Origin of the sequence: Acidovorax sp. LjRoot118 (genome assembly GCF_964253575.1) — a bacterium.
GTDB lineage: Bacteria > Pseudomonadota > Gammaproteobacteria > Burkholderiales > Burkholderiaceae_C > Acidovorax.
In genome coordinates this window covers 2,209,228-2,224,671 of record NZ_CAXURB020000001.1, presented here as the reverse complement: position 1 = coordinate 2,224,671, position 15,444 = coordinate 2,209,228, and the positions used below count along the sequence as shown (strand labels likewise).

The window sequence follows — 15,444 nt, the reverse complement described above, 5'->3', positions numbered from 1 at the left end:
GAGCGAACAGACAGACGACAGGAAAGCGGTACCCGAATGGAATGAGAAGAACGGACGGCGGGGAGTCTACACGGCTTCGCGCCGGTGCCTGTGACACGGGGGCCGTGGCCGGTACACCCCCCGCGGTGCCACCGATGCTCAGAGAGCAGGCACGGCATTGGCGGCCGCCACCGCCCTCTCGGGCGCTTGCACCACCTCCACCCGGTTGCGCCCGCGCTTCTTGGCCAGGTACATGGCCTCGTCGGCACGCTGCAGTGCTGCATCAGGCGTGTCTCCCGGTGTGCACAGGGTGACTCCGATGCTGACCGTCAGTGCAATCGGGCCCCGGACTGTGGGCATCGGCTGTGCGGCCACCATGGCGCACAGGCGCTCGGCCACGGTGCGGGCGCCCTCGTAGCCGGCGTTGGGCAGCACGATGGCGAACTCTTCTCCTCCCAGTCGGCCCAGCACGTCTTCACGGCGCAGGCAGCGGTTGGCCAGCAGCACGAAGTGGCGCAGCACCTCGTCGCCGCATTGGTGGCCCCAGGTGTCGTTGACCTTCTTGAAGTGGTCCAGGTCGATCACCAGCACGGGCAGACCGCCCCCGCCCGTGCGCTGGGCATTGCTCATGGCCTTGTCCAGCAGGGTCAGAAAGGCCCGGCGGTTGAACACATTGGTCAACGGGTCCACCTCGGCCAGGTGCCGCAGTTCGCTGGTGATGAATTCATTGGCCAGCATCAGCGTGCCAAAGGCCAGCAGCAGCAGCGCCACCAGGGACTCCAGCACCACGAACTGCGAGATCTGGGCCACCAGGGCTGCATTCGGCAGCCCCTCCACGGTGCCCGCACCCAGCGTGAACAGCAAGGGCCGCAGCAGCAGGAACAGGCCATGCGCTCCCGCCGCCACAGCAAACATGTAGCGAGCGGGCACCAGCCCTATGCCTCCCTGGGCCAGCGTGCGGGCCGTCAGCAGAAAGAACACGCCGGCCCCCAGCCCCGCAAAGACGAAGCGCATGCCCAGGTGGGGCCGCACGAGCGTGAAATAGACCGATAGCAGCACCAGCGCTCCGATCGTCGCCGCCGCATACGCATGCGACACCGGCCGCCGCCCCATGTACGCGCGGGCGCCCAACAGGCACAGGTAGGCCGCCAGCGAAACCGATGCCTGCGAGAACGCCACCGACACCACCTCGGGTAGTTGCCCGCGCGCCAGCAGGCTCGTGCTGAACACGAAGGCACACAGAAAGGACAGCATCCACAGCTTCAGGCCCGGGATATTCCTGTTGAAGTGCCACATCGCAAACAGCACGGCGGTGACCAGTGCGGACAGGATGGCAGCGAGGATGACGAGTGTGGGGCTGTGCACTGAGGGTTAAAGGCTGGCGGGTGGCGGGCGCGCGCGTGGGGCGAGGAACAACGATCAGTGCTGAAATGCCGATGGGCTCCAATGTTACTCTTGCCCCATGACCAGCGGCTGACTGTGTTGCTGCGGGTTTTGCTGAAAACAAACACATGTTCCAGCCCGCTTCCAGCGAAATGGCTGCGCACCACGCCCCGCCCTGCTGCCACGCAGCCTTCACCATGATCTCATCCCAGTACGTCAGCCGCATCAGCCTGCGCCGCGACAAGGTCGAATCGTTCGATCAGTACCCCTTCTCGCTGCCCGTCGTGCGCCACCTGGAGCAGATCGACCTGCACCCGCACGTCAGTTTCTTCGTGGGCGAGAACGGCTCGGGCAAATCGACGCTGCTCGAAGCCATCGCGGTCTCCCTGGGGTTCAACGCCGAGGGCGGGTCGAAGAACTTCAGCTTCGGCACCCGGCGCTCGCATTCCGAACTGCACGAGTACCTGCGCATCGCCAAAGGTCTGCGCAGGCCGCGCGATGGCTACTTTCTGCGGGCCGAGAGCTTCTTCAACGTGGCGACCGAGATCGAGGAGATGGACAAGATACCTTGCCCGGCCCCGCCCATCATCAACTCCTATGGCGGACGCTCCCTGCACGAGCAGTCGCACGGTGAATCCTTCATGGCGCTGATGATGGAACGTTTCCGGGGCCAGGGCCTGTACATCCTGGACGAGCCCGAGGCCGCGCTGTCACCCCAGCGGCAACTGGCCACCCTGGTGCGCATGCGCGACTTGGTGGAGGAGAAATCGCAGTTCATCATCGCCACGCACTCGCCCATCCCTAGAACCTGTTCAAGGCCTTTTTGGCAACCGCGCAAGTCCCTTTTCGGGATGGGATGCAAGGCGCGGTGCGCAGTTGATAGCTCGGCTATCAACAAGCGCCGCAACGCCGCAGACCGCCCGAAAAGGCACTTGCCCGGAGGGTTGGGGTGAAATCGGGCGATTGGACGCCCCGGTTGCTTGCATGGGCGCGAGCCCATGCGGCGCAACCGAAGCATCCACTCATCCCGATTGCACTCCAACGCGGTTGCCAAAAAGGCCTTGAACAGGTTCTTGTGGCCTATCCCGATGCGACCATCTTCGACTGCAGCAAGGATGGGATCAAGGAGATCGCCTACCAGGACACCGAGCATTTCCGGGTGACCCGCGATTTCCTCATGGACCCGCAGCGCATGCTGGACCAATTGTTCGCGCAGTAGCAACCCAACCCATCGGGAGAACCCCGCCATGGCAATCGGCAACAGCATCCCGCCTGCACTGCAGCGCCTCGCTCCCTTCGTGGGCACCTGGCACACCACCGGCACCGTGGTCGCGACCTCGGCGGCCTACACGGCCACGGACATCTACGAGTGGCTGCCGGGCGGGCACTTCCTGATGCACCGCTGGGATGCACAGATGCCCGATGGCCGGTCGCAAGGCATCGAGATCATCGGTCCCGATGCGCCGGACGGCGCGGATGGCTCGGACGGCGCGGCAAGGGGGCACTACACCATGCACTCGTTCGACAGCACAGGCAAGGCGGACACCATGCGCGCCATCGTGGACGGCAAGCAGGTGGCCTTCGACGGCAGCGGAGTCCGCTTTCGCGGCGCATTCAACGGCAACGGAACTGAAATGGCCGGGACATGGTCGCTGCGCGCAGAAGGCAGCAGTCAGGACTGGGAACCGTGGATGACGGTGGTGCTCCGGCGCAGCAATTGATCCGGCCACACCGGACCTGCACCATTCGCTGACAACCGGTCAGCCCGCCACCACGTTGCACTCCCGGCGCAGCAGCGCCAGGGCATCGTGCATCTGGTAGTCCATGTCGCTCAGCAGCGTGGCCTGCGACTCCTGCACGAAGCTGTTCCACAGGTCCACATAGTCGGCATGGCGTGCGCCAGGCGCATTGGCGCGGATGAAATCCGCGGCCAGCGCGGGCTGCCAGCCGCTTTTGCGCAGCTTGCGCACCAGGCTGGCGGCGGTTTTTTCGGTCAGCACCGTCTTCTTGGGCGTGGCAGTGGCCAGGCACAGGAACAGGGTGAGCAGGCTGGGCTCGTCCTCGTTGCCCTGCACCGTCTTCGTCCAGGTCTTGCTGGCGGGCTGGGGCGCATCGCCCTCCTCGTCCAGGTCGGCCAGGTTGCGGTGGTAGTCGTCCACTTCGGCCAGCGGGTCGTCGAGCAGAAAGTAGCGTGCGCGGAAACCGCTGGTGGGCCGCAGCAGGTTGCGCAGCGGCGTGGCGTCGTCCAGCAGCTTGGGCAGGTCGGCCAGCACACTGGCGCGCTGGGCCTGCACCACGTCCTTCAGGTCCGCAGGCAGGCCGGGCGGCAGCGACAGCCTGACCTGGTCGGCCATGGTCTTCTTCTTGCGATGGGCCGTGGCGATCTTCTCGAACACCACGGCGTTAGGCCAGTCGCCCACCTTGGGGGCCAGGGCCTGCAGCAGCAGGCCGGCGCGGACCACGGCCTCGGCGTCGGCGCCCGACTCTTCGAGCGCATCGTCGTCCAGGTCGTACTGCTCGGCCATCCACCGGGCGGCGCTGATGGCCGCTGCGATCTGGCTGCGGCGCGCCAGCTCGGCGCGGTAGTCGGCATGGCTGCGCAGGGACCACACGGCCAGCAGCGGCGTTTCGGCATCGGCATAGCCGCCCATGCCGAAGTTGCTGCTCTCGGGCATGGCGATCAGGCGCTTGAGCATGTCCGAGCCGCCCTTGGAGCGCGACAGGAAGGAGTTGTCGCGCAGCGATACCGCCGCCTTCTGCAGGTCGCCATCCGTAGTGTCCAGGAGGAACAGGCTGATCATGTTGACCATGCGGTCGCGGGCCTTCTCCAGCTCGGGCCTGAGGAACTCGCTGCCGAAGTAGCGCGCGATCTGCACCATGCCCTTGGGGGCGTCGGTGTTCATCGCCGCTAACTTCGCCGCGTCGATGATGCCGTGCGCCACGCCGTGGGCCAGGGCCTTTTCAAAGAAAGGGCGCGCGTCGTGCAGTTGCAGCGCGTTGGCCGCCGGCGCAGAAGACATTTCGTGCTCGGACATGAAGAAAGTCAGATAGCCGACTCTTCGTCGGATGCGCGCGCAGCAGGCGTCGCCTTGCCGCGGTCGGTCTCGCTGGTTTCGAACTTGCCGTCGTCCTCTTCGGCCGCCTCGTCGCCCTCCTCCAGGCCCAGGTCGAAGGCACGGGCCTTGGCGCGCAGCACCAGCAGGGTTTCGATGAACAGGTCGCGGCACTCGTAGCGCAGCAGCCAGGCCATCTGCATCCAGTCGCGGTCGGCCACTTCGTCCTGGTCGATGCGCGGCTGCACATAGCCCGAGGCCAGCAATTCGTCGTCGGTCAGCGTCGGGCCGAAGTCCTCCACCGCATCGAAGGTGCCGGTGCGGGCAAAGGCCTCGATGCGGCTCCACTTTTCGGCAAAGTAGTTGGCCAGGGCTTCGCTGCCGCCCTCCAGGTCGCCGATGGCGGTGAGGAAGGCCACCGGGTCGGCATCGTCGCGGAACACCACGGCGTTGACCATGTTGCGCAGGTGCGTGTGGGTGAGGTCCTTGTACTGCTTTTCGAGCACCATGGCGCGCGCAAACTGCTCGGGCGTGACCAGCAGGTTGACCACCGAAGCCTTGGAATCGTCGTACTCGCGCATCACGGCCAGGATGTCCTTGGGCGCGAGCTGGTCCAGCACCACCATCAGGGCTTTGTCGCCATCGGTGTCGGCCAGCTCGGCCAGCGCCGATTCGGCGCCCACGATGTCGCCTGCGGCGATGAGGCTGGTGGTCTTGGTGATCAGGGCCAGGTGGTTGTTGCTCATGGTCAGTCCTTGCGGTCAAAGCCTACGTCGGACAGCCAGTTGTCGCTGGCCTCGTCGCGGGAGCGGGCGTTGTGCGGGTCGGCGGCGTCGTCGGCGCTCAGGTTGTCGTAATCGTCGTCGTGCTCGGCGGCATCTTCATCGTCGCCCTCTTCCTCGGCGTCGGCATGCTGGGCCGCAGGCGCCAGGCGCGAATGCACCTGCAGGTACTCCAGGCCCGCTGCCACGGCCATGAAGCGCTCGCCACCGGGCTCGGCCAACACCGTCTTGGCCAGGCTGGCGGCCCAGGGTTCGAGCAGCACGGCGCCATCGGCCAGGGTGCCCCAGGCCGGCAGGTCGTCAGCGCCCCGGCCGATCAGGCTCTCCAGCGCGGCAGGCCGCGCAAAGCGAAAGCCCTGGTGGAAGACCACGGCCACCATCTCGGGTGCCAGCTCCATCATCTGCACGAGAAAGGCGATTTCGCTGCGCTTTTGCGTGAGCCGCTTGCGCAGCACGTCCTTGCCTTCGGAATCCTGGGTCAGGTCATCGAGCTCGGCCTGGTAGGCCGAACGCAGGTCATAAAAATAGGGAGAGAGTTTCACGAAGGAAGAATGCCTTGGGTATAGGTGTGCCAGATTTCCTGGGCGGTCTGCAGCGGGTCGTCCAGCAGGTTGCGGCGGCGGTTGTCGTCGTAGGCCTGGCGGGCTTCGTCGTCGGACAGCACGTCGTAGGCCTTCTGCACCAACTGGAAGCGCTGCGCAGCATCGGGCGCCGGGTTGCGGTCCGGGTGGTAGAAGGCCGCCTTCTGGCGGTAGGCCTTCTTGATGTCGGCGAGCGAGGCGTTGGCCGCCAGCCCGAGGGCAGCGTAGTGGTCTGCGGTCATGGATTTGAAGGGTTGCTGCGGCCAGGCGCTGGCCCCGCAGCCAACCGCCTTTTAACCGCCCAGGCTCACGTAAACGTTCTGCACGTCGTCGTTGGAGTCGATGGCCGCCAGAAAGGTTTCCACTTCTTCCAGCTGTTCTGCCGTGAGGTTGGCGGGGTTCACCGGGTTCTTGGGCTTGTAGCCCAGCTTGGCCGACAGCACCGTGAAGCCCTGGGCCGGCAGCGCGCGGCTCACCAGGTCCAGGTCGGTCGGGTCGGTCCAGAAGGTGGTGGTGCCTTCTTCGTCGCCGGCTTCAAAGTCCTGCGCACCGGCCTCGATGGCGGCCAGTTCGGGGTCGGCACCGGCGCTGGCGGGCTCGGCTTCGATCATGCCCACGTGGTTGAAGTCCCAGGCCACCGAGCCGGAGGTACCCAGTTGGCCCTTGCGGAACAGCACGCGCATCTCGGGCGCGGTGCGGTTGACGTTGTCGGTCAGGCACTCGACCATCACCGCCACCTGGTGGGGGGCAAAGCCCTCATAGATCACGTGTTCGTAGTTGACCGCGTCGGCGCCCGTGCCCGACCCCTTCTTGATGGCGCGCTCCAGCGTTTCCTTGGGCATGGAGACCTTGCGGGCTTGCTCGACCACGAGGCGCAGGCGTGCATTGCCGGCCGGGTCGGCACCGCCGCGCGCAGCGACCATGATTTCCTTGACCAGCTTGCCAAACAGCTTGCCCTTGGCATCAGCGACCTGTGCCTTGCCTTTTGCTTTCCACTGCGCGCCCATGTTGGATCTCTTCCTAGGTGTTGTATTGGTTGTCGGCGCGCCAGTGCGCCCAAATGGAGGTCAAGGGCTGGGATCGGGGGCCGCAGGGCGTTGTAAAAAAGCCGCAGGGCACAACCCAGCCGAACCCTGTAGGGTACCACTGTCACACCATCGGCCCGCAGGTATTTGTGCATGCCCCTGCCGGGGTAATCTCGGAGCCTGCAATCTTCGTGGAGACCGGATGCTCAACACCCTGTGGCTGGGTTTTTTCGTCGTCGCCGCCGTGGCGGCCTTTGCCCAGTGGCTGGTGGGCGGCAATGCGCAGATCTTCGGCGCCATGGTCGAGGCGCTGTTCGCCATGGCCAAGCTGTCGGTCGAGGTGATGGTGCTGCTGTTCGGCACGCTCACGCTGTGGCTGGGCTTTCTGCGCATTGCCGAAAAGGCCGGCATCGTCGACGCCCTCGCCCGCTGGCTGGCACCGCTGTTCGCCAAGCTCATGCCCGAGGTGCCGCGCGGCCACCCGTCGCTGGGGCTGATCACGCTGAACTTTGCCGCCAACGCGCTGGGGCTGGACAACGCGGCCACGCCCATGGGCCTGAAAGCCATGCGCTCGCTGCAAGAGCTCAACCCCCGGCCCGATACCGCCACCAACGCGCAGATTCTGTTCCTGGTGCTCAATGCGTCCTCGCTCACCTTGCTGCCGGTCACCATCTTCATGTACCGCATGCAGCAAGGCGCGCCAGACCCGACGCTGGTGTTTCTGCCCATCCTGCTGGCCACGTCGGTCTCCACCCTGGTCGGGCTCGTGACCGTAGCCATCGTGCAGCGGCTGCCGCTGTGGCACCCCGTGGTGCTGGCCTACCTGCTGCCCGTGGCGCTGGTGCTGGGGGGCTTCATGGCCTTGCTGACCACGCTGAGCGCGGCGGCGCTGGCCAGCCTGTCATCGCTGCTGGGCAACCTCACGCTGTTCTCGCTGGTGGTGATGTTCGTGGTGCTGGGCGCCTGGCGCAAGGTGGCGGTGTACGAGGCCTTCATCGAGGGTGCACGCGAGGGCTTCGACGTGGCCAAGGGCCTGCTGCCCTACCTGGTGGCCATGCTCTGCGCGGTGGGCGTGTTCCGCGCCTCGGGCGCGCTGGGCTATGTGCTCGACGCGATCCGCTGGTGCGTGGAGGCGGTCGGCGCCGACACGCGCTTTGTGGACGCCCTGCCCACCGCCCTGGTCAAGCCCTTCTCGGGCAGCGCCGCACGCGCCATGCTCATCGAGACCATGAAGACCCAGGGCGTGGACAGCTTTGCCGCGCGTGCAGCCGCCATCATCCAGGGCAGCACCGAGACCACCTTCTATGTGCTGGCGGTGTACTTCGGCGCGGTGGGCATACAGCGCGCGCGGCATGCGGTGGCGTGTGCGCTGCTGGCGGAGCTGGCTGGCGTGATCGCTGCGATTGCTGCCTGCTACTGGTTCTTCGGCTAAAGAGCCATTGCCTCCACCCGCCGCTCGCTCCCCGGCGACCGCCCTGACCAGCGCTTGTACGCCCGGCTGAACGCCGCCTCCGACTGGTAGCCCAGGCTGTCGGCCAGTTCGGCCAGTCGCACCTGGCCCTCCTGCAGGCGCGACTGGGCCAGCGCCATGCGCCACAGGGTGAGGTACTGCATCACCGGCATGCCCACCGATGCCGCAAAGCGCGCAGCAAAGGCAGAGCGCGACATGGCCACGGCGCTGGCCAGCGAGGCCAGCGTCCAGGGCGTGCCGGGCTGTTCGTGCATGAGTACCAGGGCCGGGCCGAGCTGTGCGTCCTGCAGGGCGCCCAGCCAGCCGGTGCGCGCGCCCGGGTCGTTCTGCAGCCAGGTGCGGATGGCCTGCAGCACCAGCACATCGGCCAGGCGCGTGGCCACGGCCTCGCCGCCGGGTTTGAGGTGCTGCACCTCGTCCTGCAGCAGCGCCAGGATGGGCGAAAGCCAGTTCGATGGCCCGAGCGCCTGCCCGCTCAGCACGATCTGGCGCGGCAGCGCATGCACCAGGCGGCGCGCCAGCACGTCGTCGAAGCGCACGGCACCACAGACCAGGGAAACCGGGGCAGTGCCCTCCCCATGGCGCATGATTTCGAAGCGGCCACCGAGCTGCACGCGCGGCAGGTCGAAGAAGGCATCGGCCCGTGATGTGGCGGTGGACAGCAGGTCATGCCCCTCGCCGCGCGGCACCAGCGCGAAATCGCCCGCCCGCAGCAGCACGGGCTCGGCACCCGGCACACGCAGCCAGCATTCACCGGCCGTGATGGCATGGAACATCAGGCAGCCCGGGATCGGCGGCAGCGCGATGCCCAGTGGCGGGTGCAGGTAGGAGTAGCAGTAGATCACGCCCGTCATGCGCAACAGGTGCAGGGCCCGGCCCAGCGGGTCGGTGGCGGCAGAGGCGGCTTCAACCTGGATGTCCATGGCACATCCTAAGCCGGCCTGGACGAATAATCAATAAACACCGCCTTTTCATCATTGGCACGCCTGACCGTGGACGAGACACTGGACGCCTGTTTGTTCAACAACCCCTTGGAGTTCCACATGTCAGACATCGCCGTAATGGGTGCCACCGGCCACACGGGCAGCGTGATTGCCCGCAATCTCCTTGCGCTGGGCCACCGCGTGCGCGCCATGGGCCGCTCGGCCGAGCGGCTCGACGCCTTGCGCCAGCAGTGTGCGCAGGTGATCGTGGGCGACTGCGCCGACCCGACCTACCTCACCCGCGCCTTCGAAGGCGCCGACGCCGTGTACGCCATGATGCCCTTCGACCCCGCGGCCCCTGGCTTCATGGAACTGCAGCGCACCCAGGGCCAGGCCATCGTGGCGGCGCTGCAGGCCGCGCGCGTACCGCATGTGGTGGCCTTGAGCAGCCTGGGGGCCGAGCAACCCACGGGCACCGGCGTGTTGACCAGCCTGCACGAGCAGGAGCAGCGCCTAGCCAGCCTGCAGCACAGCCATGTGCTGGCGTTGCGCCCGGCGATGTTCTTCGAGGGCCTGTTCAACCTGCTGCCCGGCGTGAAGTACGGCGGCAGCCTGGCCGATGCTTTCGTGCCCGGCCTGGCCATCCCCATGATCGCCACGCGCGACATTGCCGACGCCGCCACCTGGGCCCTGGACCAACGCAACTGGACCGGCCACAGCGTGCGCGAGCTGCTGGGCCCCGGGGACCTGAGCCACGACCAGCTTGCAGCCTTTCTGGGCGGGGTGATCGGCCAGCCGGCGCTGGCCTACCAGCAGTTGCCGTATGACGACGCCGCCCAAGGCATGGCCGCAGCCGGCATTGCGCCGGACCTGGCCCGATTGCTCACGGAGATGGCGCGCGGCCTTAACGAGGGGCGCGTGCGCTCGCTGGAGGGGCGCAGCGCGCGCAATACCACAGCCACCCCGCTGCAATCCCTGGCCCCGGCGCTCAAGGAAGCGTACGAGGCCCTGCCCTGAAAAGCGCAAAGGCCACGGCAACTTGCTTGCCGTGGCCAGTGGGATGGCTTGCCCGAAATCAGCCCAGGGCGGTATCCAGCACCATCATGATCACAAAGCCCAGCATCAGCCCACCGGTCGCCCAGGCCTCGTGGCCCTTGCGGTGCGATTCGGGGATGATCTCGTGGCTGATCACGAACAGCATGGCGCCGGCAGCAAAGCCCAGGCCCCAGGGCAGCAGGCTCACCGAGTAGCTGACCACGGCGGCTCCGACCACCGCACCGATGGGCTCCACCAGACCCGAAGCCATGCCCAGCCCCACGGCCAGCCAGCGCTTGTAGCCGGCGGCCAGCAGCGCCACGGCCACCACCAGGCCCTCGGGCACGTCCTGGATGGCGATACCCGTGGTCAGCGCGCTGGCACGCATTGCGTCACCACTCGCATACCCCACGCCGATGGCCAGGCCCTCGGGCAGGTTGTGCAGGGCAATGGCAAACACAAAAAGCCAGGTACGCCGCAGCGTGCGCGAGGTCTGGCCCTCCACGCCCTTGATGAAGTGCTCGTGCGGCAGCAGGCGCTCCATCAGCAGCAGCACCAGCGCACCCAGCAGGATGGCGGCACCCATGGTGCCACCCGCCTCCCAGGCCCCTGCCCCGGCGGCGCGCGAGGCATTGATGCCTGGGATGATGAGCGAGAACGAGCAGGCCGCGAGCATCACCCCGGCGCCAAAGCCGAACATGGTGTCCTGCGTGCGCTCGGAAATGCGCTGCGACAGCATCACCGGCAAGGTGCCCAGGGCCGTGGCCAGGGCGGCAGCGCTGCCGCCCAGCAGGGCCGACAGCACTACCGGCTGGCCCGCAATCCACTGCCAGATCTGCCAGGTGCCGACCACGCCGCCGGTCACCACGATGGCCAGCCCCAGCCATTGGCGCCAGTGCAAAGGCTGCTGGCGGGCAGCCGCGGTCAGGCCGGCCGGCAGCGCGGCATGGTCGGGGGATGGCGGGGGAACAACGGGCATGGTGTCGGCTCCGGAAGGCATCTTTTCAGGGTGCGAGGCGCAGCAGTGCCGGTCGGCTCAGCCGCGCGCCAGGGCGTAGCGGCGTGCCACCTCGGCCCAGTCCACTACGTTATAGAACGCCGCGATGTATTCGGGTCGGCGATTTTGGTACTGCAGGTAGTAGGCGTGTTCCCACACGTCCAGGCCCAAGATGGGGGTATTGCCCGACAGCAGGCCGGCCATCAGCGGGCTGTCCTGGTTGCCCGAGCTCTCCACCACCAGTTGGCCGGCGCTGGTCACCGACAGCCAGGCCCAGCCGCTGCCAAAGCGCGTGAGTGCCGCCTTGGTGAAGGCGTCCTTGAACGCGTCGAAGCCGCCCAGCTCGGTGGCAATGGCCGCCGCCAGTTCGCCCTGCGGCTGGCCGCCGCCGGTGGGGGACATCACGGTCCAGAACAGGCTGTGGTTGGCATGGCCGCCCCCGTTGTTGCGCACAGGGCCCTGCAGGTTCTCCGGCAGTTGCACCAGGCCCGCCACCAGCTCGTCGATCGGCAGGCCGGCGTGGGGCGTGCCTTCCAGCGCTGCGTTCAGGTTGTTGATGTAGGTCTGGTGGTGCTTGGTGTGGTGGATCTCCATCGTGCGGGCATCGATATGGGGTTCCAGCGCATCGTAGGCATAGGGCAAGGCGGGCAGCGAATAGGGCATGGGTTCCTTTCAGGGGTGGGGAAGAAGAAGAAAAAAACTCAGTGGGCCGCGCCCTGCAGCACGCCCGAAGCAGCGGCCAGCACGGCGGTGATGTCGGGGTGCGCGCCATGCGCCTGCACATGGCGCACCAAGGCGGCGTGGGTTTCACGGCTGTGGCGCCACGCGGCCTGCTGCAACGCAGTGCCCCGGCTGCCATCGGCCATCAGGCCCAGCAGCGTGGCGTGCACGCTGCACAGCAGTTGCGTGCATTCCTCCAGTGCGCCGGCCTCGACCTGCAGGTCGGCCAGGTTCAGGTGCGAGACCACCAGGGCGGCAATGCAGTCGTCCTCGCGGCCGACCGGGGGCGCCTGTGCAATGCGCAAGGCAATGACCAACGCCTGCTGCTGGTAAGCCAGCGCCATCACGGGCTGGTCCATGCGCAGGGCCGCGTTGGCACGCTGCAGTGCGCGCTCCCAATGGGCCAGCGTGGCGGGCTCGGGCTCCAGGGTGTCCCGGGTGGAAGTGGCGATGAAAGGGCTGGATGCGTGACGCAGGTCCATGGCAATGCTCCTGGTGGGAGCCTTTTGCGTTGGACGGGTGTAGCGTACTCAGGCAAATGTAATGATATTTATTCTCATTTGTATTGTCCAGTGAGGGGTTTCTGGGGAAGCCTACCGCTCAGAACGGGTCAATTGCGCGCTGCCGCCTTGAGACCAATTTAGGCTTGCTTTAGCAGGCGCCTTGCAGATCAACCACATGTGCGGCACCGAGTTCCGGGGGCGCAATCTCTACGGCATGGTCACCCGGCGCGAGGCCTATGCCTGCGCCAGCCGGGGCCAGATCGAAACGGACCTGACGCAACGCATCGAAACCATCCTGCGCGCGCGAAACATCTCCTGAAACGGCGCGCGAAAAGTTGTCATAAGTCGCTGCGATAAATCAGACAAAGAGTCGTTACAACCTGTGAAATGGAATTGCATCCGCGCGTAGGTTGCGAGGGGCTCCAACCACCAAAACAGTACTGCAGGTTACATTTCGGTGGCTCTGACTCCCACGCTTTGAACGAAATGAAAACCACGCTCCTACGTTTCTGCGCCCTGCTCATTTCCGCAACTGCCGCGTCTGCAAGCTTCGCTGCGGGCCCTGTGGGTGTCGGCTACATCAAACTTGGACTTACTAAAGAAGCTGTTGAAAAGGGCGTGGACGACGGCAACATCAAGCTTCTAGAGCCCCTGAGGGCATCTCGGCAAACCGGCTCCTACAGGCCTGGTCCAGGCGAGCAATGGTTCACCGGTAGGGCTGAGCTGGCTTCAAAGACGCGGCTAAATCTCAGTTTGAAATTCCAAGACGACGTGCTGGAATACATCAGCGTGGATCTCTCAACCACGGCGATACGAAACATGTTGAAGGGCGACATCGAGGAGAAGTACGGTCCCGGCAACGTGATTGACTCCCGTGAGGAGAAGCAGTGCCTTTACCGTAATGGCTCAAACTTCAAGGTTAAGAGTGGCGAGGTCAACACCGATTGGATTGAGAAGCGCGAGCCAGACGAAACCATCCGCACGCGGTACAGTGAATTCGCCATCAAAGACTGCCCTTCCGACCTGAGGGCAGGTTCTATAGAGATTCCTCCCATGTTCTTTCTAAAGATTGAGCGGATGAAGAAGGACAAGCCCGCTGGGCTCTTTTGAACATCCGCTTCAATGCAGTCGGACCGCGACGTTACAACCTGCCGGTGGGTGTGACGCGCCCTAAAGAGTTCGTTAAAAAAGTCCCGCCGGTTCGGCCCGGCGGTCCCAACTGTAGATGACCAACTCGCCCCGCTCCACCCGGTTGGCGCCGCCGCCCACGGTGTAGTCGATGCGCAGTTCCTCCAGTGATCACTCCATCAGGTAGACCGCGACATGCGGCGTTTGCGATGGAGTGACTGTGCCGGTGGGGGCACAAATCAATAAGGCCGAAAAATGTCGGCCTGAAATGTGGAAGGGGCGGCTTTAGGTTATCACCAATCGTTTTGACATGCGCCTCAAATCGAACTGAGTAAGTACGAATTCCTAAATCACTTCCCCTGCAGATGCTGAAATCCGAGGTAAGGCATGAATAACTCTTCGAGTCTTCCATGCTGCGCAACAATCCACTTCTTCAATTCAAGTTGCTCCTTCAGCAGCCGTGTCCGCTCTTCTCCCACAGCCCCTTGAAGTTGTGATTGTAGGCTGCTCAGCTCCACCAGTTTGGCCCACAACTCCTTGTCAAAATAGCTTATAACCTCTCCGCCCAATAGCCATTGAGCACTTGCTGTTCCGCGCAGAAATTCTCCTTCATCGGCCTGCGAGTGATGGCCGTGCATCATCACCAGTCCAATTGACTTTGTTGCGGCGATGTAAATCGCTTCGCGCCTGTCGAACAACTCTAGCCTGAGTTTGTCGCCCGCAGTTTTCCATTGCTGGTATGCAATCCATAGGCCGAAACCGGCGACTATCGGAGTCATTAGTGCCGTGGCATATGCAGTCCAATGTGGGTCCAAGATGCTTCTCCAGAAAATTTGATACGGCTATGCTCAACTGCCTTCTGTCGGCCATCCAACTGGGTCGGCCTGCTTAGGTCTAAGTTGACTGGGTTGCGGTAGCCCAGAAGCCAGTCTGTGCTCGGTCCATTGCTCAATGAGGCCTGGGAACTCGCGCAGATAACCTCTAAGCCCACGCACAGCGCTAGTACTTGGCGCTTCCTCCAGCCAGTTCATCAATTCGTTTCTGTCCACTTCAATGAGTGGATTCAATGCCCCTCGATTCCAGATCCCGAAGCGCACAACGATCATTGCGGGCTTCATGTCAATATCTGATCCCGCAAACTCTGCTTTGTTGGTGACAAGCGAAAAGAAAGTCGGCACTGCCAATTCCGGTGCGGCTAGCACTCTGCGAAACTTCTCACGCCAATAAAGCTCTTCCTCGCGCTGAATAGTTTTGTACGCGGGGGTTTTGATTGCCAATGCCAAATCGTCAGCGGCCAGCAGGTGCCTAGCACAAACGAGCCACCCTCGTCGACGCAGTTCTCGCTCAGGGGAGACCCCTTCTTCGGATAGCGCCCTATACGCCCACTCGTAAGACTTCCGGATCTGCTCTAGGTAGTCAACGTCATGAGTGCGCTGCTGCTCTTGCCTGAAGGCTCTGCTACTGGCATCGGTGCTGTAAGCAATGGCCGCCAATGCTACCGCTGCGAACAATGCATTGATGCCCCCGAAGATATCCCCCACCTGTCCGAGCGCCTCACATGCACCGGCTTCCGGGCATATCCAGCGCTTGAACAGCGAGACCCCTAATACCCCCCATAAAAACCAAAGCAGACAGACGAAGACGACCAACCCAAGAGTGCCTAAAAATTGCCTTGTGATCGTCGAGCGATGCTTAGTCAACCATTTCTTCAAATTCACGCTTCCTCCCTCTATTTCTGAATACGAGAGGAAGCCTACAACACAAACACCCCTTGAAAGCCCCGTTAAATCGCCCGGCGCGGCCCTCGTCGGGAAATTTAGCTAGGGTTCCCGCTTGGACCGGGTTTAAAGCGTTCTACCGCCCG

General features: G+C 64.6%; 19 protein-coding genes and 1 pseudogene. 7 read left to right on the top strand and 13 right to left on the bottom strand.

What is annotated here, in order from left to right; all coding sequences use genetic code 11:
• Nucleotides 1-138: 138 nt before the first annotated feature.
• A complete protein-coding gene (locus tag ACSQ9E_RS10365) occupies nt 139-1,344 on the bottom strand; it encodes a GGDEF domain-containing protein (RefSeq protein ID WP_436217685.1) in 1,206 nt (401 codons plus the stop codon).
• Between the two features lie 215 nt (nt 1,345-1,559).
• Here ACSQ9E_RS10365 and ACSQ9E_RS10360 point away from each other — a divergent pair, with 215 nt between their 5' ends.
• The 3 genes from ACSQ9E_RS10360 (at nt 1,560) to ACSQ9E_RS10350 (ending at nt 3,083) form a co-directional block, all read left to right on the top strand.
• Nucleotides 1,560-2,315, top strand: a complete 756-nt coding sequence (locus tag ACSQ9E_RS10360) for an AAA family ATPase (protein ID WP_436217684.1) — start codon at nt 1,560-1,562, stop codon at nt 2,313-2,315.
• Between the two features lie 122 nt (nt 2,316-2,437).
• The gene (locus ACSQ9E_RS10355; protein ID WP_436217683.1) at nt 2,438-2,581 is read left to right on the top strand and encodes a hypothetical protein; all 144 of its coding nucleotides are present in this window, start codon (nt 2,438-2,440) and stop codon (nt 2,579-2,581) included.
• A 28-nt stretch (nt 2,582-2,609) separates the two neighbouring features.
• Nucleotides 2,610-3,083: a hypothetical protein gene (locus tag ACSQ9E_RS10350; RefSeq protein WP_436217682.1), complete on the top strand. Its 474-nt coding sequence runs from the start codon at nt 2,610-2,612 to the stop codon at nt 3,081-3,083.
• A gap of 39 nt (nt 3,084-3,122) precedes the next feature.
• On the opposite strand, the gene ACSQ9E_RS10345 is transcribed toward ACSQ9E_RS10350, so the two are convergent.
• The 5 genes from ACSQ9E_RS10345 to ACSQ9E_RS10325 are packed head-to-tail and all read right to left on the bottom strand — an operon-like array spanning nt 3,123 to nt 6,785.
• Nucleotides 3,123-4,397 (bottom strand): hypothetical protein, encoded by a 1,275-nt coding sequence (locus tag ACSQ9E_RS10345; RefSeq protein ID WP_436217681.1) that lies wholly within the window; start codon nt 4,395-4,397, stop codon nt 3,123-3,125.
• 8 nt (nt 4,398-4,405) lie between these two features.
• Complete coding sequence (locus ACSQ9E_RS10340) at nt 4,406-5,161, bottom strand: hypothetical protein (RefSeq protein WP_436217680.1); 756 nt, start codon at nt 5,159-5,161, stop codon at nt 4,406-4,408.
• A 2-nt stretch (nt 5,162-5,163) separates the two neighbouring features.
• Nucleotides 5,164-5,739, bottom strand: a complete 576-nt coding sequence (locus ACSQ9E_RS10335; protein WP_436217679.1) for a hypothetical protein — start codon at nt 5,737-5,739, stop codon at nt 5,164-5,166.
• On the bottom strand, nt 5,736-6,020 hold the full coding sequence (locus ACSQ9E_RS10330) for a DnaJ domain-containing protein (protein WP_057203201.1): 285 nt from the start codon (nt 6,018-6,020) through the stop codon (nt 5,736-5,738). The genes ACSQ9E_RS10335 and ACSQ9E_RS10330 overlap by 4 nt, the downstream gene beginning before the upstream one ends.
• Nucleotides 6,021-6,071: 51 nt before the next feature.
• Nucleotides 6,072-6,785 (bottom strand): YebC/PmpR family DNA-binding transcriptional regulator, encoded by a 714-nt coding sequence (locus tag ACSQ9E_RS10325; RefSeq protein WP_057203202.1) that lies wholly within the window; start codon nt 6,783-6,785, stop codon nt 6,072-6,074.
• Between the two features lie 220 nt (nt 6,786-7,005).
• Between ACSQ9E_RS10325 and ACSQ9E_RS10320 the strand changes: the two genes are divergently transcribed.
• Nucleotides 7,006-8,235 carry a nucleoside recognition domain-containing protein gene (locus ACSQ9E_RS10320; protein ID WP_436217678.1) on the top strand — a complete coding sequence of 410 codons (1,230 nt, stop codon included), beginning with the start codon at nt 7,006-7,008 and terminating at the stop codon, nt 8,233-8,235.
• Here the strand turns inward: ACSQ9E_RS10320 and ACSQ9E_RS10315 are convergent.
• Nucleotides 8,232-9,197 carry an AraC family transcriptional regulator gene (locus ACSQ9E_RS10315; protein WP_436217677.1) on the bottom strand — a complete coding sequence of 322 codons (966 nt, stop codon included), beginning with the start codon at nt 9,195-9,197 and terminating at the stop codon, nt 8,232-8,234. The two genes, ACSQ9E_RS10320 and ACSQ9E_RS10315, sit on opposite strands and share 4 nt — an antisense overlap.
• Before the next feature lie 54 nt (nt 9,198-9,251).
• Here ACSQ9E_RS10315 and ACSQ9E_RS10310 point away from each other — a divergent pair, with 54 nt between their 5' ends.
• Complete coding sequence (locus ACSQ9E_RS10310; protein ID WP_436217676.1) at nt 9,252-10,214, top strand: NmrA family NAD(P)-binding protein; 963 nt, start codon at nt 9,252-9,254, stop codon at nt 10,212-10,214.
• A 58-nt stretch (nt 10,215-10,272) separates the two neighbouring features.
• Here the strand turns inward: ACSQ9E_RS10310 and ACSQ9E_RS10305 are convergent, their stop codons facing one another.
• The 3 genes from ACSQ9E_RS10305 to ACSQ9E_RS10295 are packed head-to-tail and all read right to left on the bottom strand — an operon-like array spanning nt 10,273 to nt 12,431.
• On the bottom strand, nt 10,273-11,211 hold the full coding sequence (locus tag ACSQ9E_RS10305) for a ZIP family metal transporter (RefSeq protein WP_436217675.1): 939 nt from the start codon (nt 11,209-11,211) through the stop codon (nt 10,273-10,275).
• 57 nt (nt 11,212-11,268) lie between these two features.
• Nucleotides 11,269-11,892: a superoxide dismutase gene (locus ACSQ9E_RS10300; protein ID WP_436217674.1), complete on the bottom strand. Its 624-nt coding sequence runs from the start codon at nt 11,890-11,892 to the stop codon at nt 11,269-11,271.
• Nucleotides 11,893-11,930: 38 nt separating this feature from the next.
• Complete coding sequence (locus ACSQ9E_RS10295; protein ID WP_436217673.1) at nt 11,931-12,431, bottom strand: hypothetical protein; 501 nt, start codon at nt 12,429-12,431, stop codon at nt 11,931-11,933.
• A gap of 181 nt (nt 12,432-12,612) precedes the next feature.
• Between ACSQ9E_RS10295 and ACSQ9E_RS10290 the strand changes: the two genes are divergently transcribed.
• Together ACSQ9E_RS10290 and ACSQ9E_RS10285 are read left to right on the top strand one after the other, a co-directional pair.
• Complete coding sequence (locus ACSQ9E_RS10290) at nt 12,613-12,771, top strand: hypothetical protein (RefSeq protein WP_436217672.1); 159 nt, start codon at nt 12,613-12,615, stop codon at nt 12,769-12,771.
• Nucleotides 12,772-12,938: 167 nt separating this feature from the next.
• A complete protein-coding gene (locus tag ACSQ9E_RS10285) occupies nt 12,939-13,562 on the top strand; it encodes a hypothetical protein (protein ID WP_436217671.1) in 624 nt (207 codons plus the stop codon).
• Between the two features lie 72 nt (nt 13,563-13,634).
• On the opposite strand, the pseudogene ACSQ9E_RS10280 reads toward ACSQ9E_RS10285, so the two are convergent.
• The 3 genes and pseudogenes from ACSQ9E_RS10280 to ACSQ9E_RS10270 all read right to left on the bottom strand — a co-directional run.
• Nucleotides 13,635-13,748, bottom strand: a pseudogene (locus ACSQ9E_RS10280) (DNA methyltransferase); the annotation flags it as partial.
• A 182-nt stretch (nt 13,749-13,930) separates the two neighbouring features.
• A complete protein-coding gene (locus ACSQ9E_RS10275; protein ID WP_436217670.1) occupies nt 13,931-14,395 on the bottom strand; it encodes a hypothetical protein in 465 nt (154 codons plus the stop codon).
• A 33-nt stretch (nt 14,396-14,428) separates the two neighbouring features.
• Nucleotides 14,429-15,298, bottom strand: a complete 870-nt coding sequence (locus ACSQ9E_RS10270; protein WP_436217669.1) for a hypothetical protein — start codon at nt 15,296-15,298, stop codon at nt 14,429-14,431.
• Between the last annotated feature and the right edge of the window lie 146 nt (nt 15,299-15,444).